The sequence below is a fragment of the Flavobacterium chungbukense genome, from assembly GCF_020805785.1.
Lineage (GTDB): Bacteria > Bacteroidota > Bacteroidia > Flavobacteriales > Flavobacteriaceae > Flavobacterium > Flavobacterium chungbukense.
This window is the reverse complement of the sequence record NZ_JAJGZV010000008.1, coordinates 130,700-154,171: the sequence shown is the minus strand read 5'-3', so window position 1 is coordinate 154,171 and position 23,472 is coordinate 130,700. Positions and strand designations below refer to the sequence as shown.

Below are 23,472 nucleotides of genomic sequence, written 5' to 3'. Positions count from 1 at the left end.
AAATGAAACATAAAATAATAATAGCGGGATTGATAATTTCGGGTCTATTTAGTTCTTGTCAGCAATTTGAAGATGACTACTTAGATTCGCCTGCCCAATCAACATTAGATGCTGCTTTGATTTTTTCTACACCTGGACTTGCAAAAGGAGCTATAGATGGAATAAAAGTGCCATTTGCAGAAACGAACTCTTATAGAGGAAGATTTTTACCTTATTACGGATTAAATACAGATACAGAGTGGTATAATACTTCGCAAACAGCTGGAGATAAAGCCGATTTATGTGTTTATGATGCAAAACCGGGCAATACGGAAATGAACACAACTAATAATGCGTATTCGATGATGTTTTCAGGTATTGAACGTGCTAATGTTTGTATAAAAGGTATACGTCAATACGGAAATCCTACTCCAGGATCAGAAATGGGACAATTATTAGGAGAGGCTCTAACACTGAGAGCAATTTATTATGCTGATTTAATTAAAGCTTGGGGTGATGTTCCAGCTCGTTTTGAGCCTATTACAAGTGAAACTCTATACTTGCCTAAAACAAGCAGAGATATTCTTTATAAACAATTAATTGCAGATTTAGGAGAAGCTTCAACATTGGTTGCATGGCCAAACGCAACTGCTTATACCAATACTGTTGAACACGTAAATAAAGCCTTTGTTAAAGGATTTAGAGCGCGTTTGGCTTTGGTAGCAAGCGGTTTTCAACAGTATCCTGACGGAGTTAGAAGAAGTAATGATCCAGAACTTTCCGTTGCTAATATGTATGCATTGGCTTTAAAAGAATCTCGTGAAGTAATTCAAAGCGGTTCAGCTCGTTTAGAGTCTACTTTTGAAGGATTATGGAGAAAATACAATGAAGAAAATACTACTGCTGGAGGAGAATCTCTTTGGGAACTTCCTTTCGCTGATGGACGTGGTAGAATGTTGTTTACTTTCGCTGTAAAACATACAGCTGCTAGTGATCAATTTCAAGCAAACGGAGCTAACCGTGGTGGTGTAGCGGGTCCATTACCAACTGTTTTCTATGATTATGATCAAGTTGATGCTCGTAGAGATGTTACTTGTGTACCTTATAAATATGGTGCAGCAACTAATAATATCGCTAAACAAGAATTAGGTACGCTAGATACTTGGTATTTTGGTAAATACCGTTACGAGTGGATGAAACGTTATGTAACTTCAACTAATGATGATGGAGTTAATAAAATGTACATGAGATATGCTGAAGTACTTCTTATTGCTGCTGAAACAGCAAACGAATTAGAAGGTCCAGGTGCGGCAATGCCTTATTTGAAAGAAATACGCAGAAGATCATTCCCTGCGGCATCTCAAGCTGTAAAAGTTGATGCTTATGTAAATGCTTTAACTAGTAAAGAAGCAATGTTTAATGCTCTTGTAACTGAAAATAAATATGAGTTTACAGGTGAAATGGAACGTAAACAAAATTTAATTCGTTGGAATTTATTAAAAGCAAAACTAGACGAAGCTAAAGTAAAAATGGCTGCCTTGTCAGCTCGTACAGGAGAATATGCCGATGTGCCAACTACTTTGTATTATAAATTTAAAACAGATAATGTTTCTATTGATATTTACGGATTAAATAGAGGTGAAAATGTTAATCCAGGAGCAACATATACAGCAGTAACTTGGACATGGACAGGAACAACTGCAGATGCTAAAGTAAATTCATTATACAAAGCAGGAGTTAACCCTGATAATAGACAGTTTTGGCCAATATGGCAGGTGTTTATTGACGGAAGTAATGGTCAGTTAAAAAATGATTACGGGTATTAATAAATTATAAATTATGAAAGCAAAATATATATTTAAAGGATTAATAGCCACATTACTACTAGCAATTGCAGTTTCAAGCTGCGAAAGTTATAATGAAGGATTATTAGACGGTATAGGAAATACAAGAGAATTTTCGCCTATTGGTCTTAAAGCTACCATTAGAAATCAAACTACTGTTGAACTAACTTGGACAACAAAAAGTGACGAAAATGCAGATCATTATGTTATTGAGTTTAGTGCAGATGATCCTGAGTTCAAAACTATTTATAAAACGGTAAATGTTACAGCAGCACAGCTTCCAGTTCAAGTGGCTTTAGAAGGAGAAACGGTTTATTCTATTAGAGTAAAAGCGGTTAATGGTGGTGGTTTAGAAGATTCTAAATGGTCTATTACAACTGCAACAACATTATCTGAGCAACTTTTCTCTGCTGTACAACCTGCAGATATTGATGCAAAACAAGTTACTTTAAGATGGGTTCCAAATAGTACGGTTACTCAAATTACAGTAATGCCAGGAAATATTTCTCATACAATTACTCCAGCGGAGAAAACGGCTGGTGTAGCTGTAATAACTGGACTTACAGGAGAAACAGCGTATACAGCAACATTATTAAATGGAGCTAAGAAAAGAGGAGTGGTAACTTTTACGACAGGAATAGATATCGGAACTGGTATTTTAGTGAAACCAGAAGATAATATTTTCCAAAAAATTACTGATGCTCCTGCTGGATCTGTTTTAGTTTTTATGCCTGGTGATTACACAGCGCAAACGGGAACAATAGCTGTGAATAAAACCTTAACATTAAGAGGTTTGAGACCAGCTGATAAATCAAAACTAAAAGTTAATTTCACTCTTGGTAATAATCCGGCTAATGCTAGCGAAGTGGTTAATTTCTCATTAATCGACTTAGATTTGAATGGAACTGGTACAACTGGTGGAGCAATCACAATTGGTACAGCATCGCCAACACAACTAGGAGATGTTTTAATAAGTGGCTGTAACGTTCATGATTATCCTTCTCAGTTAATGTATGGAAATGCATTGGCTAGATTAAAATCATTCACTGTTGATAATAGTATTATTAAAAATGTAAACACTGCTGCTGGTGCTGATTTTATAGATTTCAGAACTACTTATGTGGCAACTGTAACTTTAACAAAAAGCACTTTCGATAATTGTTCATCTCGTGACTTTATTCGCTTAGATGCGGCTGCTACATTATCTGGAACAGGTTTGACTAGTACTGTTTTAGTCGACGGATGTACAATATATGCGCCTACTTTACCAGCTGCAAGTAGAATTTTATATGTGCGTTTTGTCTCAAATACATTAACAGTACGTAATTCATTATTGGCAGTTGGATCGGCAGTATATACAAACACGACTGCAACAGCAGCTCCGACGTTCTCAAATAATAATAATTTCAATTCGACTGGTTTGCAAGCTACAGCAAGCAATAACAGACCTGATGCTACAGCAACTGTACTTGATCCTCAATTTACAAGTGCAGCAACAGGAAACTTTACAATTAAAAATCAAACTTTAATTGATAGAAAAGTTGGAGATCCACGTTGGATCACTGGTAACTAGAATTCATGGTTAATAAATAGGAAAAGCGGGATGCAATTAAGTTTGTATTCCGTTTTTTTTTAGTCTCAGTATTCAGTCTCAGTTTTCAAGTAGTTGCGAACTGCGACTGAAAACTGCGATTAAAAAACTATTCGATCGATAAATCAAATTTTTGCAATAAACCCGCAAGTGCTGTATGCGAAACTTTAGTTCCTTTAATCTTATTTTCTGATGGATCAAAAGCATAGTTTCGGGAGCCTCTAAAATCAGTTTTCTCCAAAATACTTTCCACGAAAGTGGCACTAGAAAGATCACAATTTTTAAAAATGGCCAGAGATAAATCCGTATTCGAGAAGTCTGTTTCTTTTAAAGAACATTCTGCAAAATTCGTTTTCTTTAGTTTTTTATAAATGAAAGTGGAATAATCTAAAAGACAATCTTCAAAATTCATTGAAAATAGAAAACTGTTACAGGCGCTAAAATCAAGGCCCATAAGTTTACATCCGATAAATTTGATATTTTTTAAACCAGTGTTTCGCAAAACAGCCAAAGAAAGATTACAGTTTTTAAAAGTGCAATCCAGAAAGTCATTATGGCTTAAATCGCTTTTAGAAAAATTGCAGTTTATGAATTCGCAATTTACAAATTCGGTATTGGCTAAACTTTGTTCCGAATAATCGATTGTTTCAAAAGTTCGGTTCTGGTATAATTTGGACTCCATAAATGTTTAAAAGGCGTATAAAGTTATTCTAATTCGATACAATCGAAAATAGCATTATTTTGAAGTAATTCAGCAACATTCAATTCGCTGTCTACTCTTAAGATATTATCGCAATCTTCAAGATCAAAATTCCACTGAGATTCTGGTAATAATTGATCTAATAATGCAGAAGCCGACTCAAATTTGGCGTGGCTGTCAACGGAAGTTTTAAAAACATAAATCATAGTTTGCATTTTTGAGGACACAAATTTCTGAAAAAAGAGAACATATTTGTTAGGATTCTGTAATCAATAATTAGGACTTATCAATCAATTTTCGATATCTAATAGGAGAGATTCCTTCTGCTTTTTTGAAAAATCGACTAAAGTAAGATTGATCTTCAAAGCCTACTTGAGTGGCAATTTCGCCAACAGAAAATGTAGTTTGAAAGAGTAAATATTTGGCTTCTAATAATATGCTGTCATCAATCCATTTTACGGCAGATTTTCCCGTGACAGTCTTTACGCATTTGTTTAAATGGTTGGGAGTTATATTTAATAAAGAAGAATAATAATTAACCTGATGCTGGGTTTTGATTTGATCGTGAATCAATTCTTTGAATTTTCCTGTAATGGCTTCTGCCGCCGAAATATTCTTAGACATTTTTACAGTATTTTTATTCATTTCATAAAACAGCGTAATCAAGTACGATTGTACAATATTCAAATCCGTAAAGGCGGTTTCAGAATATTCCTTTTTCAATCGTTCCAAGATATTTGTAATAGCGCCAATATCTTCAAGAGCCAGTTCGATTTTAGGATTTCCAGAAATTTTTAGGAAATCAAATTCATTGAGCAGTTCTCGGCTGCCATATCTTCTAATTAAAACATCCGGATGAAACTGGCAGATGTAGCCATTGTGTATATTGTTAACATTATCAAGAGAGAAAATTTGACCGGCAGGAACCATAATCATTTGGTTATCGGTGGTTATATATTCTTGATCTCCCAATTTCATAACGTGCTGACCTGAAGAAATAAAAATTAAGGTATGACAAGAATGTTTAGAAGGCGGAACAGGATACTGCATATGCATTACCTCCTCAATTTCTAAACAGAAAAAATGATCCGAATTGGATTTGAAAAGTAAATGAATAGGATTGTCTTCTCCGAGAAATTTTTCTCGAAAACCTTTCGCTTCATACGTTTTTATTTTTTCAGCCGACTTTGATTTCATCCTTAATAATATAATCTAAAATCAAGCAATTTGCATAGATTGTAATGTTTAGCATAGAGATCTTCAACAACTTCAAAAAGATTGTCATTTTCTTGATACAGACTAAAAAACGCCTTGTCAATTGTACTGCAGCTGGCAATTTTATTATAAGTCGAACCGTAGCCCGAAATGGCTCTTGCTCCTGTTATATCCAAGAAATATTGTGCCTCTTCTTCATTCAAATCTAAAACTTTAAGATTCGCAAAATGAATGATTTTGCCTTTCATTTTTCCTTCAAAAAGTTCAGCAATTTCTTCTAGGCTGTAATAATAATCGTGAAGACAGATGTTGTTTTGCTGTCCCGGCATGGCTAAATAAATGATTTCATAATCTTTAAAATTATGATCTTCATAAAGCAAAATATTCAGACTTTCTTCTAATCCTTCAATAGTGTCACAAGTTTTGTGGATACTGGAAATACCTTGGTCAATTGCCAATTCTTCCAGACATTTAACCACATGAGTTTGGGTATCATCGTCTACATCTCGAACGCCTTCAAGGCAGAAAATAAATTTTTCATTATCCATTCAGTTTTTCTTTCTGTTTTTAAGGATTGAAATTCTTCTTTTTTGATTTTAACAAAAGTATTTTTTCTGAGACAAAATTCAGCATAGAAAGCAGAATTTAACGTGTTTTTTAGATTTTAAATTTAGGTTAGAGCCACGTAAATTTTAAAGCTTATTTTTGTAAACCGAAAATACATTACGCATGATACAGATAAACCAAACGGCATCTTTTGCCATTGAAGATATATTATTCTGCTTTGCTCTCGAATCTGAAGCAGCAGAAGTTTTTAAAGGACATAATGTTTTATTTACCGGAATCGGAAAGGTAAATGCGGCTTACGAATTGACAAAAGCGATTCAAAAGAAAAAACCTGCGGTAATTGTAAATTTAGGATCGGCAGGAAGCAGCTGTTTTCAAAAAGGCGATGTAATTTGCTGTACCAAATTTGTACAAAGAGATATGGATGTTCGCGGATTAGGTTTCGCAAAATTTGAAACGCCTCTTTCTGGATTACCGCCAGTTTTAGAATACGGTTTATTGATGGATAATCTTCAAGAAGGAATTTGCGGAACAGGAGATAACTTCGAAATGGGACATTGTTCAGACGCCTATAATGTTGTCGATATGGAAGCCTATGCTTTAGCCATGATTGCCATGAAAGAAAACATTCCGTTTTTGAGTTTAAAATACATTTCTGATGGCGCTGATGATAATGCGGCAGAAGATTGGTCAGTTCAGGTTCATAAAGCAGCGATTGCTTATGGTAAAATTTTGGGTTTGATTGAAGAAACAGAAGCTATTTCTTAATTGAAGTGGTTTTTTTTAATGTCTTTCAATATATCCATTCACAGAAGGATGAATTGTAGAATGTTTTAACATATCAATTGTAAAACAACCAGTGCGTCTATAATATTTGGCATTCGGAGTATTATCTTCTCGATACCATTCTGTTTTAATGATGTATTTTGTAGTGTCTAAATGTACTTCGACAATTTTAGATTGATCACTTACCAATTGCCATCCTTTCTCTTTTCCAAACCAGCATACACCAATTTCATCGCCCAATTCTGTAACCTCTGAAATATCTAATTTCACATAATCATTTTTGGGTTTTACATTTAATTTGCCCAAAGCTACTATTCTTTCGTTCTCATAATAATTACTAAATACGGTAATTACTTGGGATTTATCCTTAGAAAACAAATAAATTAAACTACTACGTGGATTTGAGTCACAACTAAACAAGAAAAATAAAAATAAAAAATATAGTGTCTTTTTTAATGTTGATTTCATGGGGAGTATTTAATTAATTTTTGTACTGAAACAAATATAAATTAAAATAGAATTTCATTCGCTAGCGCGAGCGTCCCGCTCGTGCACACACAGCATATCAATTAACATCAATAATCCCGATAGCGCGGATTTGCAATCCGTGCCCGCACCAGTAAGACACAAAACAAATCACTAAAATAAAAGTTACACAATTAATGTACTTTTTTATATTTACAAAGAGAACTAACCAATCTTTGCGGGCACGGATTAAAAATCTGCGCTATCGGGTTTAAAAATGATTTTTCTTTTAAAAAAACAATTAATAAAGTACATCTACACCCCTTAAAAAGAAAAAACTCCCTCTTCTTTTTTCAGAATAAAGGCTATTTTGCACCGCAATCGATTGATTTTTTTCATAGGTTTATCGCAATTAATTATTCGGGCTTTATTCAATTTCCTTTATGCAGTACATTAGAACCTACTTTTTAAGTTTTATCTTATTTCTTTTTATTTCTTTTGGCTCGAAGGCGCAGGAATCAGATTTGTATTTTGATCATATCAATTACGATACGAGTTTTTCGCAAAGTATGATTTCGAGTATTCATCAGACTCAAAAAGGATTTATTTGGATTGGAACTGCAAACGGATTAATTAGTTATGACGGTTACGATTTCTTGCGATATGTGTACAACAAAGACATTCTAAACAGCATAAGTAACAACCATGTGAATGTTATTTTAGAAGATAGCGAAAGACAAATATGGATTGGAACCAACAATGGATTAAATCTTTTCAACAAAAACGAAAGAACTTTTTTACGAATTGATATTCAAAAAATAAAAGGCGGACGAAACTATATTTCATCCATAATTCAAGATGACCAAAATAGAATTTGGATTGGAACTTTTGGCGGAATTAAAAAACTAAACAAACAGAAATTTTTATTAGAAGAAATCTCCAACGACCACAATTCACCTTTCAGAAAAAGCAGGGTTTTGTCTTTGTTTTATGATAAAAATTACGGCATTTTGGTCGGAACTTCTAAAGGTTTGGAATGTTTTGACCCTAAAAATGGTTCAAAAAAAGCATTGCCAAAAGCGCTTGCCGAAAATGAAGCTTTACTTAAATCGAAAGTATGGAAAGTCATTAAAGAAAAAAATGGCGATTTATGGTTTGCAACCGAAGCAAATGGTGTTTTTCGTTTTGATGTCGACAAAAATGTGGTAACCAATTTTTTGCTCATTGCTAACAACCGAAACAGTTTATCCTCCAATTGGGTCAACGATATTGTGGCAGTTGATGCAAATACAATTTGGTTTGCTACCAAAAATGGTTTGTGTGTTTACAAAAAAGACAGAAACGAATTTAGTAAATACGGACATAATCCGCAGCAGAATTATAGCCTTTCGGATGACGATGTAAAATGCTTTTTGAAAGATCGCCACAACGATATTTGGATCGGAACAAATGGAGGCGGAGTCAATTTTTTTCAAAAAACAAATACCAATTTTGTTAATGTAAGAGAAGTTGTTCGACCTAATTTCGGATTAAATAATGCTACGGTAAACGCCGTTTCAAGAGAAAATGACGGCTCAATTTGGGTTGGAACCAATGGTGGCGGTTTAAATTATCTGGATTTTAAAAATAATAAAAGCGTTTCGTATTTTGTTCAAGGTTACGATTCTGATAAAAGCGTGAATATGATTACGGCTTTGGTCAATCAGAATGAGCAGAATTTGTTTTGCGGGACTTTCAACGGATTATTCAAATTCAATAAAAGCAGTAAATCTTTTCAATTTATCTCGCTTTCGCGAAGGGATTCCAAAGAACGTGAACGTCCGATTACGTCTTTATTAATGGATAATGGCGATTTATGGGTCGGAACAAATGGCAACGGATTAAAAAAAGTAATGCCAGACGGAACTGTAGAAATTTATATGGCAGACGGTTCTTCCAATTCGCTTAGCGATAATTTTATTACCGATATCGTCAATAGAAAAGACGGACTTTGGATTGCCACACAATATGGTTTAAATTATTTCGATAAAAAACTAAAACAAGTTACCCGAGTTTTCAAAGCAGGTCCAAAAAGCGGTTTGTCCAACAATAGTTTGACGGTCATGTTTACCGATTCTAAAAATAGATTTTGGATTGGCGCCGAAAGTGGAGGCGTGAATCTTTTTGATGAAAAGAAAGGACGTTTTTTCGAAATCAACCGATCAATGGGTTTTACAGACGAAACTATCAAAAGTATTTCTGAAGATGCGCAAGGAAATATCTGGATTTCAGATAATAATCTGCTTTATAAAATCACAACTAAAAATGTGAAATCGGTATTCCATATTAAAGATTTTGAAATCACTTCTTTTTCTTCAAAAGATGGTTTAAAAGTCAAACAATTCTCCAATAATTGTAGCGCTAATCTAAATGCAAAAGAGCTTGTTTTTGGATGTTCAAATGGTTTGATTGTTTTCAATCCTTCAAAATTGATTAAAACCGAAGATAAATCGCCAATTGTTTTAACAAAGCTGATTGTGAATAATGAAGAAATTAGACCTGGAAACAAAGAAGTTTCTTTAGAAAAACGCATCAGCGAAACGACTGAAATCACTTTAAAACACGATCAAGGATATATTGGTTTAGAATTTAGTGCGATGAATTTTATTTCGCCAGAAAAAAATGAATATGCTTACAAACTTGAAAGTTCATTCAATAAAGACGAATGGCATGTAATTGGTTCGCAGCATTATATCAACTTAACAAACCTGAATTCGGGAACGTACACGCTAAAAATCAAAACTTCAAATGGAGGGGGAGAATGGAATCCAACCATTAAAACCTTAAAAATTATTATGTTGCCACCTTGGTGGAAAACGTGGTGGGCTTATTTATTTTATCTGGCTTTATTGGCTGGCGCTTCGGTTTTATTGTTCCGTTTTTTTAGAAATAGAGAATTATTAAAACAAGCCTATTATTTGGAACAGGTAGAAAAAGAAAGACAGGAAGAATTGTATAAAATGAAACTGGATTTCTTTACCAATGTTTCGCACGAAATTAGAACGCCGCTGACTCTAATCAGCGGACCGGTTGAAGAACTTTTAAACAGTGCCGAAAAGAATTCAAATCTTGAACACAAATTAAAAACCATAAAAAGCAATTCTGATCGATTATTAAAATTGGTTAATGAATTAATGGATTTTAGAAAAGCTGAAAAAGGAAGCATGAAAATCTATTGCGAACAGCAGGATATTGTCTCTTTCTGTTTTGATATTTATGAATCGTTTCGTGGAATTGCTGTCGAGAAGAAAATCGATTACAAGTTTGTGCTGAATATCAATACGGCTTTGATTTATTTCGATAAAAATCAGATGGAAAAAGTGATTTACAATCTGCTTTCGAATGCTTTTAAATTCACAAGCAAAGGCGGTAAAATTACTTTAGCAGTGGAACAAAAAGACAATTCAGATTGTATTGAAATTAAAGTAAAAGACAACGGAATCGGAATTCCAGATAATCGTAAAAAGAAGATTTTCAAAAACTTTTTCCAGTTGGATGATCGCGGAAGCGCCAATTTAGGAAGCGGAATTGGTTTGGCTTTGAGCAAAAGTATTGTCGAATTGCATCACGGAGAAATAAAAGTGCAGACCGAAGAAGATCCGAATTTCAATACCATTTTTACCATAAAATTAAAGAAAGGAAAAGACCATTTTAAAAAATCTCAAATTGTCGAAAATGCAATTTCAATTAATGAAAATGCCAATCCGATTTCTGATGTAAAAACAGAAATTAACATTTACGAACCAGAATACTTAGAAGACAATAACGATAAAAAGACCATTTTGGTTATTGATGACAATGAAGAAGTTTTGTCGTTTATTTTTGATGTACTTCATGCCGATTATCGTGTTTTAAAATTTACTAACGGCTTAAATGCTTTAGAATATATGGATTCTGAAATTCCAGATTTGATTGTCAGTGATGTGATGATGCCCGAAATGGATGGTTTTGAATTGTGTAAAATCTTGAAAACAAGTTTGAATACGAATCATATTCCAGTTATTTTATTGACGGCGAAATCATCCACTTTAAATAGAATTGAAGGACTTTCTACAGGAGCAGATTCTTATATTTCAAAACCATTCAGCATTGAAGAATTAAAACTGACGATTGCCAATTTATTATCTGCCAAAGAAATCATGCGTCAGAAATATGGCGAAGGTTTCATCGCAGCGGTTGAAGAAGAAAACATAAACACACCCGAAGGAATCTTTCTAAAAAAACTGACTCAGATTATTGAAAACAATCTCGATAATACCGATTTTGATGTAAACGATTTGGTAAACGAAATTGGAATGAGCCGAACCGTACTTTATAAAAAAGTCCAAACTTTGACTAATCATTCAGTTGCTGGTTTCATCAAAAACATGCGATTAAAGAAAGCCGCCAGTCTTTTGGCTAATACCAGTTATTCAGTTTCTGAAGTAACCTATATGGTTGGTTTTAATGATCGAAAACATTTCAGCAAAGAGTTTAAGAAATTCTACAATCTTTCTCCAAGCGATTATAAAAGTTCTCAAGTGAATTAATAGTTTATTTTTAATTGCACACAATTTTTAGCCACAGATTATACAGATTAACACAGATTTTTAAAATCATTTTAATCCTAATAATCTGTGGCTAAATTTTTTCTGGACTTTACGTTTCCCTCTTTGCGTTTAAATTTATGTTACAATCTGAAAACTAACTGTCTTATTAAAAATTAAGTTTTTTATTACGAATACCATTTTTTCTACCTTCAAATAATACAAAATCCTCAAAGAAAGACATTGACACCCCTAAAAACGAATAACACCCTCCCTTGCAGAAGCCTTTAATTAAGCACTTTTGCAATGTAATCACACGATTTATTAATTAACTAACCAAACCAATTTACAATGAAAAACAACAAACCCGAAAAGATGCTTTTTCTTGGTGGAAATTATCTAAAACTAGTTTTGATGCTGTTGATGTGCATATTGTCCACGAATATGCAGGCGCAGGAAAATACCGTGACCGGAAAAGTAGTAGATAATAAAGGACTGCCTTTACCAGGTGTAAACGTCCACGTAAAAGGAAGCACAAAAGGAACTCAAACCGATTTTGACGGTAACTTCAGTATTAATACCGCTCCAAAAAGCATATTAGTTTTTTCTTTTATCGGAATGGATGAAACTGCTGTTGATGTAGAAAATAAAAAAAATCTAAAAGTAGTTTTAAAAGAAAGTTCACAAGCGCTGGACGAAATTATAGTTGTTGGTTACGGCACCAAAAAGAAAAGTGACGTAATCAGTTCGGTGGCTTCTGTAAAACCAGGCGATTTGACAAAAGTGGCCACTTCAGATGTTGGAGAAATGTTGAGAGGAAAAGCAGCTGGAGTTCAGGTAAGTTTAGCCGATGGCGGACCAGGAAGTTCTTCTTCAATTCAAATTAGAGGAAAAAAATCCATTAATGGAAGTAACGAACCAATCGTAATTGCGGACGGAATCGTAATTGGAAGTATTAATGATGTTAATGCAAATGATATTGCTTCTTTGGAAATTCTAAAAGATGCTGCTGCACAATCTATTTACGGAGCAAGAGCTTCTAACGGAGTTATCTTGATTACTACAAAAAGAGGAAAAACAGGAAAAGCAAAAATCTCTTATAATGGTTTTTCTGGAGTTCAAACAGTAAATAGAAATTTTGATGTTTACAGCGGAGAAGAATTTGCGCAACTAAAAAGAGAAGCATACAGAACAAGTAACAATGGAGTTTACAGACCAGACAATCAAGTTTTCACTCCATTAGAATTAGAATCGGTTCAGTCTGGAAAATATATCGATTGGGAAAAATTGGTTTTAAGAACTGGTGTAACGAATAACCATAGTTTGAGCATTTCGTCAGGAACGGATAAAACGAGCATATTTTCTAGTATCAACTACATTAATACTACGGGAGTAGTTCCAAATTCGGACTATGACAAAGTAGCGATGAGAGTAAATGTGGATCAAAGAGTTACAGATTGGCTGAAAATCGGAATGAATGTTTCACTTCAGTTTTCTGAATCGAATCGTCCGAATGTGGGGAATATTTTAAACAATGCTATTAATACTTCGCCACTTGGGCAAGTTTATAATCCAGATGGATCTTTCCGTTATTTGCCAGGAGGAATTCAAGAAACCCCAAATCCGCTTATAGATATTTACGAAACCACTACAAACGAGTTGAACCGCAACGATATCATGAACGTGTTTGTAGATATTAATCTTGCAAAAGGTTTTACATATAAACTAAATGCCAGCCGCAGATCTTGGAATTATAAAGCAATGAGTTTTAATAGTTCAAAATCGCTTTCTGGAATTGCCAATTCAGGACAAGGAAGTGGTTATATCGAGTATAAAGATAATGTAGAATATCAGTTGAGTAATATTTTGCATTACAACTTGAATTTAGCCGAAAAAAATCATTTTAATGTAACTGGGGTTTATGAAATCACCTCATCAGAATACAATGATTTTAGAAACTCAGCAAGCAGAATTCCGAGTGATATTTTGGGAATTTATGGTTTAGAAAGTGCATTTTTAAATACACCATTAATTGGAGGAAATGAAAGATCGCTTATTTCTTTCGCTGGAAAATTAGAATATGATTTTGATAACAAATATTATTTTACCGTTTCAGGAAGAGCCGATGGATCTTCTGTATTTGGAGCAAATAATAAATGGGGATTTTTTCCAGCTGTAAACGCGGCATGGAATGTTTCTAACGAAGAATTCATGAAAGAACATGTTCCAGTTTTGAGCAATTTAAAACTAAGAGCAAGTTATGGTAAAGTCGGAAATCAGCCTCAAAATCCCTATCAAAGTATGGCAACTGCTACACAAAGAGATTATATTATTAATGGTGTAAAAGTTTCGGGTTATGTTCCAGGAAATCAATTATCAAATCCAGATTTAAGATGGGAAACTTCAACGCAATTAAACCTTGCTGCAGATTTTGGTTTATTCAAAAATAGATTAAACGGAACGGTTGAGGTTTATAATACCGATACTTCAGATTTATTGATTTATGAAACGCTTAACGCGAATACAGGTTACACAACCAAACTTTCAAATATTGGAAAAGTAAATAATAAAGGTTTAGAAGTTTCTTTGAATGGAGATGTAATCAAAAAGAAAGATTTCAGATTAAACCTTGGAGCAACATTCACTAAAAACAAAAATAGCATTGTAAGTATCTACGGAAAAGATGCTGACGGTGACGGAAAAGAAGATAATTCTGTTGGAAATTTATGGTTTATCGGAAAACCAATTGATGTTTATTACAGATATAAAGCGGTTGGAATTTATCAAGAAGGAGAAAATATTCCTCTTGTAACAGGAACAACTTTATATCCTGGAGATATCAAATTATGGGATGCAGATCCGTCAAATGGAGCCAATCCAAATCCGGATCAGGATAGGGTGATCACTTCCAAAATGCCGGATTGGTTTGGTACTTTTTCTGTGGCTTTAGAATACAAACAATTCGATTTTTCAGCAGATATCTATACCGTTCAAGGTATTACAAGAGACAATCCATTTTTATACGACTATGTACGCGGAGGTTCTTTAAGAGGAGTTAAAAACGGAATCAAACAAGATTATTGGACACCAGAAAATCCTGGAGGAAATTGGCCAAGACCAAGAGACGGAAATGATCCGCCATATATTAACACTTTAGGATTGCAAGATGCTTCGTATGTTCGTTTACAAAACGTTTCTGTCGGATTTAAATTCCCAGAAAGCACTCTTAAACCACTAGGATTAAGTAATATGAGATTGTATGTAACTGGAAGTAATTTAATTACAATCACAGATTATCAATCATACAGTCCAGAGAAAGAAATATACGATTATCCAGAACCTGTTACTTGTGTTATAGGCTTACAAGTTGGTTTCTAATTCAATAAAATAAAAAATAACAAGATCATGAAAAATATAAATTTTCTATTTGTTTTGATTTTCGGACTTTCTTTGGGACTTACTTCATGCGAAGAATTTCTAGAAGAAACGGTAAAAGATCAAGTTTCTGTAGATTATGTCTACAGTTCTCCAGCAGGTTTAGAAGTTGGAGTTAATGCACTTTACAATCAGATGCGTTTTTACAACTTGCCATCTGGCGATAATAGCGATTTGTGGGCAAACGTATTCTTTATGGTGGCAACCGATTTAGGATTGCACAGAACTTGGAACACACCTTACGGAACAGGACATAATCCGCAATCATTTACAGGTTCAAAATGGATTCAAGGCTATAAAATTATCGACAGATGTTCTGCTATAATTACGGCTGCAAGATCAATCCAAATGGATGAAGCAGCTAAAAAAAGATTAGTGGCACAGGCACGTGTTATTCGCGGTGAATTGTATTTGGATTTAAAACAAATGTATGGTGGAATTTTAATCGATACGATTCCAACAACACCACAAAACATTAACGATCCAGTAGAATACAAAGTAGCAAGTGATGCAGATGTGTACAAATTAATTGATGGAGATTTAGATTATGCAATTGCAAATCTTCCATTCAAAGTAGATCCAGGACGTTACGGGCAAGGTGTTGCAAGGCACATTCGCGGGAAAAGCGCTTTATGGCAGCAAGACTGGGCAGGAGCAGCAGCTCAATTTGATGCGATTATTAATGACGGTACTCATGGTTTAGTAAATCTTATTGATGTTTGGGGACAAAACGGAAATCATAAAGAATCGCTTTTTACATACCAAAAAGACTTCTTATTAGGCCCTGATGATAATTTAGCTGGAGGCGGCGGTTCTTGGCTGAGCAGTGTTTTCACCCACAGAACTTACGAATTGAATACAAGCGAGTTGGTTCAAGATGTAGCTTATGGAGGTCAGGCTTTAGGATGGTTTTATCCAAATAATTACCTGAAATCACTTTACGATCAGACGAACGATTTAAGGTTCAAAACGTATTATTATTCAGATAATTATCAAGATTATAAAATCAATGTTGCTGGAAACCCAAAATTTGGACAACCGATTACCAATCCTGCCATTGCAGCTCCAAACGGAAATTACAGAGCTTGGCATTGGAGTTTGAAGAAATATCACGATACAGAAAAACTGCCAATGACTTCAAACAGTTATAAAGATTATATGTATTACAGATTGGCAGAAACCTACTTGTTAGCATCTGAAGCGTATCATAATTTAGGAAATGACGGAAAAGCATTGGCTTATTTGAACAAAGTAAGAAGAAGAGGTTACACTGGAAATCCTGAAAGTGCCGTAACCACTTACGATTTAACCGCTTGGACTTTAAATAATTATTTAGACGAATCTGCGAGAGAATTGGCATTCGAAAATAACAGATGGTTTTTATTGAAAAGATTAGGGCTTTTGGTAGAAAGACAGAATTTGTATTTCCGTTCAAGTCCATCTGGAACTATTTCTGGTGAAGTACAATTAAAAATGACTCATGTCATGGTAAACATGCCAATTCCGCAATCGCAAATCGATTTGATGGGAAAACCTGCAGGATTTAACGTTGGGTATTAATTGATTTTAACACATAGAAACATAGATTTAAAATTACGAGAAGAGTTTAAAAAAAGAAACCAGTTTCTCACACATAGAGAACTATGTGAATTTAAATAAGTGAAACGCCTTTGTTAAGTTTGAAAAAATCTATGATCCTATGGGTTTAAAAATTATAAGTTATGAATTAAGTTTTTAGTTACTAACACTGATCTGGAAATCATTTTTGGTTTTGATTTCCAGATCTATTAAAAATTAACACGATGATAAAACAATATATTTTAGGAGCATTAACCGCTTTGATGTTTGCTTCTTGCAGCAACGACGAAAAAGTAGTTTTTATAAATGCAGATGAAGGCGATACCGGAAATCCAAATCCGATTACACAGACCTTAAAAGAAAAAGCAAAATTTAAAATTGGTGCTGCGGTCAAAATGAGAGATTTGCAAAATGAAGCCAATTTTAAAAATGCCGTTTTAAAGCATTACAGTCAGATTACAGCCGAATTCGAAATGAAAATGGCGAGTATTTGGACTTCTTCAACGGCTTACAATTATACCGCTGCCGATTATTTAGTAGGCTTTGCTCAAGACAATAAATTAGAAGTTCACGGACATACTTTGGTTTGGTACGATTCTTTTCCAGAATGGTTTAAAAATGCCAAATACGATTCAATTGCTTTTGAGTCAAAAGTCAAAGTTTACATTACCGACGTTGTAGGCCGATACAAAGGCAAAGTAAAAAGCTGGGATGTTGTCAACGAAGTTTTTGCAGATGGAGGTGCTATGCGAAACGAAACTGTAATCAATTCTCTTTTCAAAGATCCAATCGGTTTTTACGGAAGATGTTTCCGTTATGCCAAAGCTGCAGATCCAGATGCTAAATTATTTTACAATGATTACAGCGTTGTTATTGATGCAGGAAAAAGAGCTGCAATCAAAAAAATGGTAACGAGATTTAAAGCCAACGGAGTGCCAATTGATGGTATTGGAGATCAGTTTCATTACGCAACAGATACCAACAGACAAACCATGAAAACTGGTTTTACCGATATGGCTTCGACAGGATTGCTAATTCACATTTCAGAATTAGATATCAAGGTAAATACAGCAAAATCAGATTCGTATGTTTTTAATGATGCCGAAGCGCAAAAACAATCAGAGACATACAAATACATTACATCGATGTATGAAGAATTGCCTCAAACTCAAAAATTTGCCATTTCGACTTGGGGAGTGACGGATAAGTATACTTGGCTTACAAGTTTCTGGCACTCAAACGAATATCCTTTGCTTTTAGACGCAGATTATAATAAAAAAGCGGCGTATCAAGGATTTTTAGATGGATTGAAGTAAGAGAAGTGTAGAAGCAAGAAGCAAGAAACAAGATTTGATGAAAGTCTTTCTTCTTTGTTCTTGGATCTATTTTCTAAAAAGAAACAAGAGACAAGATATTAGAAGAAATCTTTACTCTTGCTTCTTGCATCTATTATTCTCTCAAAAAAAAAATTAACCAAAAACATTAAAATCATGACCATAAAACTAAATCATATAGACAAATTAAAATATTTATTTTTTGTGCTTGTTGCTGTTTTGTTTTCCTGCGAAGATGATGTACGCGAAGTATATCTTTATAAAAAGGGAACAATAGAAGCAACTTCAACCAATACTGCTATTAAAGGAGGAGAAACGGTTACGTATACCGATTCGTCTACAAAAGTTCGTGCTATCAAATGGACCTTTCAAGGAGGTTCTCCCGGTGTTTCGATCGAACCAATTGTTGAGGTAAAATATACTAAAGCAGGAACATTTACTACCACTCTTGAGATAACACATACTGATAATACAATTGAAAAGAAAACTTTTACCGTTGTGGTTGAAGCGCCGCCAACTCCGCCAATTGTTGTTCCAGTGGATGCGCTTAAAATTTATTCTGAAAACCCTGATTTCACCAAAACAGCTCCTGTTTTAAACTGGGTTTCAAGCAATCAATTTGTAATTAAAGAAGTGGCAACCGAAGGATATGAAGGTGCTTATAGAAATTTTTCTCTTCCAGCAACACCTCCAGCTGCAGAAGCTAAATGGGCAATGGCGATTCTTTCGTTTGTAAATTTCACCGATATTTCATCTTACACTTATCTGAATTTAGCAGTAAGAACAACCAGCACCGGCAAAATCAGATTTAGAATGAAAGATGCTTCCAATACAGGTTATGTAGAATTTGATGCCACAAGTAATCTTTACGGATTAAAAAGAGACGGAAGCTGGAACATGGTTAAAATTCCGATTGCGGATTATAAAAAGCAAAATGCACTTTTAGATTTAACGAAAATCAAAGATATTTTGGTTTTAAGAAGTGTTGATCCTGAAGATGTAAGAGCTTTAAATAATTACATTTTCGATATCGATCATATTTATTTATCTAAATAATTTTTCTAAACACATAGAAACATAGATTTTTTAAACTTTAAAAGAATATAAAGAGAACTAGTTTCTCAAACATAGATGCGCTATGTGAATTCAAACTAGTGAAACGTCTTTATGTTCAAAATAAACTATGTTTCTATGTGTTAAAATTAGAGGCAATATTCCTCTCAAAAAAACAATTAAAAATGAATTTAAAGAAACATTCCATTTGCATATTGTTCTGTTTTACAAGCCTAATACCGTTGAATGCACAGAATAAAATTACGTACCAAAAAGTCGAAGCAAGACAAAATGCATTAGATCCGAAATGGGTGACTTACGACGCTAAAACCATTGATAAATTGCCTGGATTTAAAACGAAAAAAACAGAATCGACTTCAATTTATGGCGGTTTTAAAGTTTGGCAGAAAGAAGCAACAGGATTTTTTAGAACCGAAAAAATAGACAATAGATGGTGGATTATTGATCCAGAAGGTTATCCGTTTATTTACAAAGGAATTGCAGTTTTCAACGCAGGGCGTTCTGTAAATCAGCAAAAGGCATTTGATAAAAAATACGGAAGCAAAGAAAATTGGGTGAAACAAGAATCTAAACTATTGCGTAACAACGGATTCAATGGCGTAGGAGCGTGGTCGAATGTTGATTTGGTTAAAAATGCAGAAAATCCGCTGGTTTATACCGTAATTATTTCGCCAATGGGAATGTATCATTCCGATCATATTAAAAAATACGGTGGAAAATACAAAGAAGCGAGCTGGCAGAATTACCGCTTTGATTTGGTTATGGTTTTCGATAAAGAATTTGATTCTTATGTCCAAAAATCGGTAGAAGAGGTTTCTCAGTATAAAAATGATAAGTATTTGATGGGTTATTTTACTGATAATGAGCTTCCTTGGTATAATGACGCATTAGATAAACATTTAACTTTATTGGCCAAAGATGAGCAGGGTTATATCGCTGCAAAAGCTTGGTTAGATCAAAGAAAAGGATTTAATGCATCATTATCTGATGTTACTCAGGAAGATAGAATGGCATTTACAGCATTTTATTTTGAAACTTATATGAAAAAAGTGACCGAAGCGCTTAGAAAAGCAGATCCAAATCATCTGTATTTAGGCTGTCGTTTCAATCAGGATAAAGAACAAGAATTGACCAATCCTGAAATTTTTAAAGTAGCTGGAAAGTATATGGATATCATTTCGATAAATCATTATAGAAAATGGGAGCCAAGTCAGGAATTAATGAACAATTGGGGAGAATGGTCAGGAAAACCATTTTTAATTACAGAATGGTATACAAAAGGAGAAGATTCTGGACTGCCAAATAATACAGGTGCAGGATGGCTAGTTCGTACGCAAAAAGAAAGAGGGCTTTTCTATCAGAACTTTACTTTGGATTTACTTAAAAATAAAAACAGTGTCGGTTGGCATTGGTTCAAATACATGGATAACGATCCGCAGGATTTAAGCACCGATTATTCGAACAGAGATTCAAACAAAGGAATTGTCAATAGTAATTTTGAACCGTATTTGCCTTTATTAAAAGAGATGAAAGTCATTAATGATAATGCTTATGAGCTGACTCGTTATTTTGATAAAAAATAAATTTTTAAACACATAGAAACATAAATTTTTTAGACTTGAAAAAGTATACTAAAAGAAACTAGTTTCTAACACATAGCTAAGATTTGTAAATCTAAACAAGTAAAAATGCAGCTATGTGTGTTCAAACTAGTGAAACGCCTCTATACACTAAGAAAATCTATGATTCTATGTGTTTAAATTAATTAGATCCTATATAATTAAAAATAAAAACTATGAAAAAAATTGTAATGCTGTGTTGTACTTTTCTATTAATGGGAAAAGCCGTAGCACAGGAAGTTCCATTAGTTTCAAATATTGCTGCCCGAAACAATATTGCTTTAAATGGAAAATGGAGTTACATTGTAGATCCGTTAGAAAATGGATATTACGATTACCGTTTAATGCCTTTTAAAAACAACGGATTTTTCGAAAATAAAAAATGGAATAACACAGATTTAACCGAATATAATTTCGCCACTTCTGCTACGATGGATATTCCCTCAGATTGGAATTCGAAAGAAGAAAGATTGTTTTTTTACGAAGGAACAGTTTGGTTTCAAAAAGATTTCAATTATAAAAAAGATGCTAAAACAAAAGGAATTTTGCATTTTGGAGCCGTTAATTATGATGCGAAAGTTTACGTAAACGGAAAATTAGCAGGTGCTCACGTTGGCGGTTACACGCCTTTCAATTTTGATGTTACCGATTTATTAGTAGACGGAAATAACTTCGTTGTAGTAAAAGCAGATAATAAACGCCATAAAGATAATGTGCCAACGGTAAATATGGATTGGTGGAATTACGGCGGAATTACAAGAGATGTCACTTTGGCTCAAGTTCCGAATACCTATATCGAAGATTATTTGGTTCAATTGGATAAAAAGGAAAAAGGAAAAATTTCAGGCTGGATCAAATTGAATAGCGAAAGTGCCAATCAGTCCATTTCAGTTTCAATTCCAGAATTGAAAATCAAAAAGAACGTCACAACAGACGCAAAAGGAATAGCGTATTTTGAAATTAAAGCGAATCCAATTTTATGGACGCCAGAAAAACCAAAATTGTACGATGTAACGATTTCTAAAGCAGATGAAAATATCGCGGATCAAATTGGTTTTAGAACTATTGAAGCCAAAGGAAAAGAAATTCTTTTAAATGGAAAAAAAGTCTTTTTACGCGGAATCAGTATTCATGAAGAAGCACCATTTAGATCAGGTAGAGGTTGGTCGCAAGATGATGCGATTACTTTGTTGAATTGGGCAAAAGAATTAGGCTGTAATTATGTTCGTCTGGCACATTATCCGCACAACGAAAATATGGTAAGAGAAGCCGAAAAAATGGGAATTATGATTTGGTCTGAAGTTCCAGTTTATTGGACGATTTCTTGGACAAATCCGGATACATACGCGAATGCAGAACGCCAATTGCACGACATGATTTACAGAGACAAAAACCGTTGTGGAATTGTAATTTGGTCTATCGCTAATGAAACACCGCACAGTGACGAAAGAGATGTTTTCTTAAGTAAATTGGCAAAATACGCGCGTACGCAAGACAATTCTCGTTTGATTAGTATGGCGATGGAAGTCACTAAAAGTCCGAACAATGTCAATACACTTCACGATAATATGAATGAATATGTAGACATTGTAAGTTTCAACCAATATTTAGGCTGGTACAGAGGAACAAATGAATCTTGCAAAGACATGCAATGGGTTATTCCGTACAACAAGCCCGTTATTATCAGCGAATTTGGAGGCGAAGCTTTACAAGGTCTTCACGGAGATAAAAAAGAAAGATGGAATGAAGAATATCAGGAAGAATTATACATTCAAAATACACAGATGTTCAATAGAATTGAGGGTTTAGCAGGAGTTTCGCCGTGGATTTTAGTTGACTTTAGATCGCCAAGAAGACAATTGCCAAATATTCAGGATTTCTTTAATCGTAAAGGTTTAATTTCAGATCAAGGAATTAAAAAGAAAGCTTTTTATGTAATGAAAGATTGGTACGCGCAGAAAGAAAAAGAATATAAATAAGTTAGTAGTTTAAATAGAGTGAAAAACCTTCAGAATCAGTTTTGATTTTGGAGGTTTTTTTATATTTAGTTATATTTGATAGACATTGAATAGGAATATTTTGCACGAAGATGAATTATCAAAAAATAGCTGAAAAGATAATAGAACTAAGAAATGCTGATTTTGAATTAAGAGAAAAACTTATTCAAAACGGAAAGCTTTCAGCTGGATATAATACAGAAATGGAACAGTTGCACAATAAAAATGCAAGTGAATTAGAAGATATAATACAACAGATTGGTTATCCATCAATTGATAAAGTTGGAGAAGAAGCCTGTCAAAGTGCATGGATTATAATTCAACATTCAATCGGAAAGCCAGACTTTATGAGAAAATGTGCCTTCGAATTAGAAAAAGCTATTAACGAGAATAAAGCTGATCCAATAAATCTGGCATATTTGAATGATCGAATTGCTGTTTTCGAAGATAAACCCCAGCTTTACGGAACGCAGTTTGATTGGGACGAAAGCGGTAAAATGAGTCCAAATTCTTATGATGATTTAGCAAAGGTAAATGAAAGAAGAAAACAAATTGGTCTGAATACTTTAGAAGAACAAATCGAAATCATAAGAAAACGTGTTAAAGATGAAAATCAATCGGTTCCAAAGGATTTTGAAAAAAGGAAATTGCAACTGGAAGAATGGAAAAGGAAAACGGGCTGGATAAAGTAAAAAATGAAATTCTTAATATTTAAAGTAAACC

Annotated in this window: 16 protein-coding genes; 11 read left to right on the top strand and 5 right to left on the bottom strand. The window is 33.9% G+C overall.

Annotated features, from left to right (window positions below):
* The first annotated feature begins 2 nt into the window (after positions 1–2).
* Entirely contained in the window at positions 3–1,805 is a 1,803-nt protein-coding gene (locus LL966_RS19420) for a RagB/SusD family nutrient uptake outer membrane protein (RefSeq protein ID WP_229355508.1), read from the top strand.
* A 13-nt stretch (positions 1,806–1,818) separates the two neighbouring features.
* The gene (locus LL966_RS19415; protein WP_229355506.1) at positions 1,819–3,396 is read left to right on the top strand and encodes a DUF4957 domain-containing protein; all 1,578 of its coding nucleotides are present in this window, start codon (positions 1,819–1,821) and stop codon (positions 3,394–3,396) included.
* Between the two features lie 127 nt (positions 3,397–3,523).
* Here LL966_RS19415 and LL966_RS19410 read toward each other — a convergent pair whose 3' ends face one another.
* The 4 genes from LL966_RS19410 to LL966_RS19395 form a co-directional block, all read right to left on the bottom strand.
* Positions 3,524–4,096, bottom strand: a complete 573-nt coding sequence (locus LL966_RS19410) for a pentapeptide repeat-containing protein (RefSeq protein WP_229355504.1) — start codon at positions 4,094–4,096, stop codon at positions 3,524–3,526.
* A 23-nt stretch (positions 4,097–4,119) separates the two neighbouring features.
* Positions 4,120–4,329 (bottom strand): hypothetical protein, encoded by a 210-nt coding sequence (locus LL966_RS19405; RefSeq protein ID WP_229355502.1) that lies wholly within the window; start codon positions 4,327–4,329, stop codon positions 4,120–4,122.
* Positions 4,330–4,390: 61 nt separating this feature from the next.
* Entirely contained in the window at positions 4,391–5,311 is a 921-nt protein-coding gene (locus tag LL966_RS19400; RefSeq protein WP_229355500.1) for a helix-turn-helix domain-containing protein, read from the bottom strand.
* A gap of 2 nt (positions 5,312–5,313) precedes the next feature.
* Positions 5,314–5,877, bottom strand: coding sequence for a DUF6642 family protein (locus tag LL966_RS19395; protein WP_229355498.1), 564 nt, complete (start codon positions 5,875–5,877; stop codon positions 5,314–5,316).
* A 181-nt stretch (positions 5,878–6,058) separates the two neighbouring features.
* Between LL966_RS19395 and LL966_RS19390 the strand changes: the two genes are divergently transcribed.
* The gene (locus LL966_RS19390; RefSeq protein ID WP_229355496.1) at positions 6,059–6,664 is read left to right on the top strand and encodes a 5'-methylthioadenosine/S-adenosylhomocysteine nucleosidase family protein; all 606 of its coding nucleotides are present in this window, start codon (positions 6,059–6,061) and stop codon (positions 6,662–6,664) included.
* Between the two features lie 15 nt (positions 6,665–6,679).
* Here the strand turns inward: LL966_RS19390 and LL966_RS19385 are convergent, their stop codons facing one another.
* Positions 6,680–6,952: a hypothetical protein gene (locus LL966_RS19385; RefSeq protein ID WP_229355495.1), complete on the bottom strand. Its 273-nt coding sequence runs from the start codon at positions 6,950–6,952 to the stop codon at positions 6,680–6,682.
* 638 nt (positions 6,953–7,590) lie between these two features.
* Here LL966_RS19385 and LL966_RS19380 point away from each other — a divergent pair.
* The 8 genes from LL966_RS19380 (at position 7,591) to LL966_RS19345 (ending at position 23,441) form a co-directional block, all read left to right on the top strand.
* Positions 7,591–11,715 carry a hybrid sensor histidine kinase/response regulator transcription factor gene (locus LL966_RS19380; RefSeq protein WP_229355494.1) on the top strand — a complete coding sequence of 1,375 codons (4,125 nt, stop codon included), beginning with the start codon at positions 7,591–7,593 and terminating at the stop codon, positions 11,713–11,715.
* Between the two features lie 348 nt (positions 11,716–12,063).
* Positions 12,064–15,090 carry a SusC/RagA family TonB-linked outer membrane protein gene (locus tag LL966_RS19375; protein ID WP_229355493.1) on the top strand — a complete coding sequence of 1,009 codons (3,027 nt, stop codon included), beginning with the start codon at positions 12,064–12,066 and terminating at the stop codon, positions 15,088–15,090.
* 27 nt (positions 15,091–15,117) lie between these two features.
* Positions 15,118–16,707 (top strand): RagB/SusD family nutrient uptake outer membrane protein, encoded by a 1,590-nt coding sequence (locus tag LL966_RS19370; RefSeq protein ID WP_229355492.1) that lies wholly within the window; start codon positions 15,118–15,120, stop codon positions 16,705–16,707.
* Positions 16,708–16,949: 242 nt separating this feature from the next.
* Positions 16,950–18,041, top strand: a complete 1,092-nt coding sequence (locus tag LL966_RS19365) for an endo-1,4-beta-xylanase (protein ID WP_229355491.1) — start codon at positions 16,950–16,952, stop codon at positions 18,039–18,041.
* 174 nt (positions 18,042–18,215) lie between these two features.
* The gene (locus tag LL966_RS19360; RefSeq protein WP_229355490.1) at positions 18,216–19,115 is read left to right on the top strand and encodes a PKD domain-containing protein; all 900 of its coding nucleotides are present in this window, start codon (positions 18,216–18,218) and stop codon (positions 19,113–19,115) included.
* 182 nt (positions 19,116–19,297) lie between these two features.
* On the top strand, positions 19,298–20,716 hold the full coding sequence (locus LL966_RS19355) for a hypothetical protein (protein ID WP_229355489.1): 1,419 nt from the start codon (positions 19,298–19,300) through the stop codon (positions 20,714–20,716).
* Between the two features lie 212 nt (positions 20,717–20,928).
* Positions 20,929–22,731: a glycoside hydrolase family 2 protein gene (locus LL966_RS19350; RefSeq protein ID WP_229355487.1), complete on the top strand. Its 1,803-nt coding sequence runs from the start codon at positions 20,929–20,931 to the stop codon at positions 22,729–22,731.
* A gap of 110 nt (positions 22,732–22,841) precedes the next feature.
* On the top strand, positions 22,842–23,441 hold the full coding sequence (locus LL966_RS19345) for a DUF6624 domain-containing protein (protein WP_229355486.1): 600 nt from the start codon (positions 22,842–22,844) through the stop codon (positions 23,439–23,441).
* The last annotated feature ends 31 nt before the right edge of the window (positions 23,442–23,472 follow it).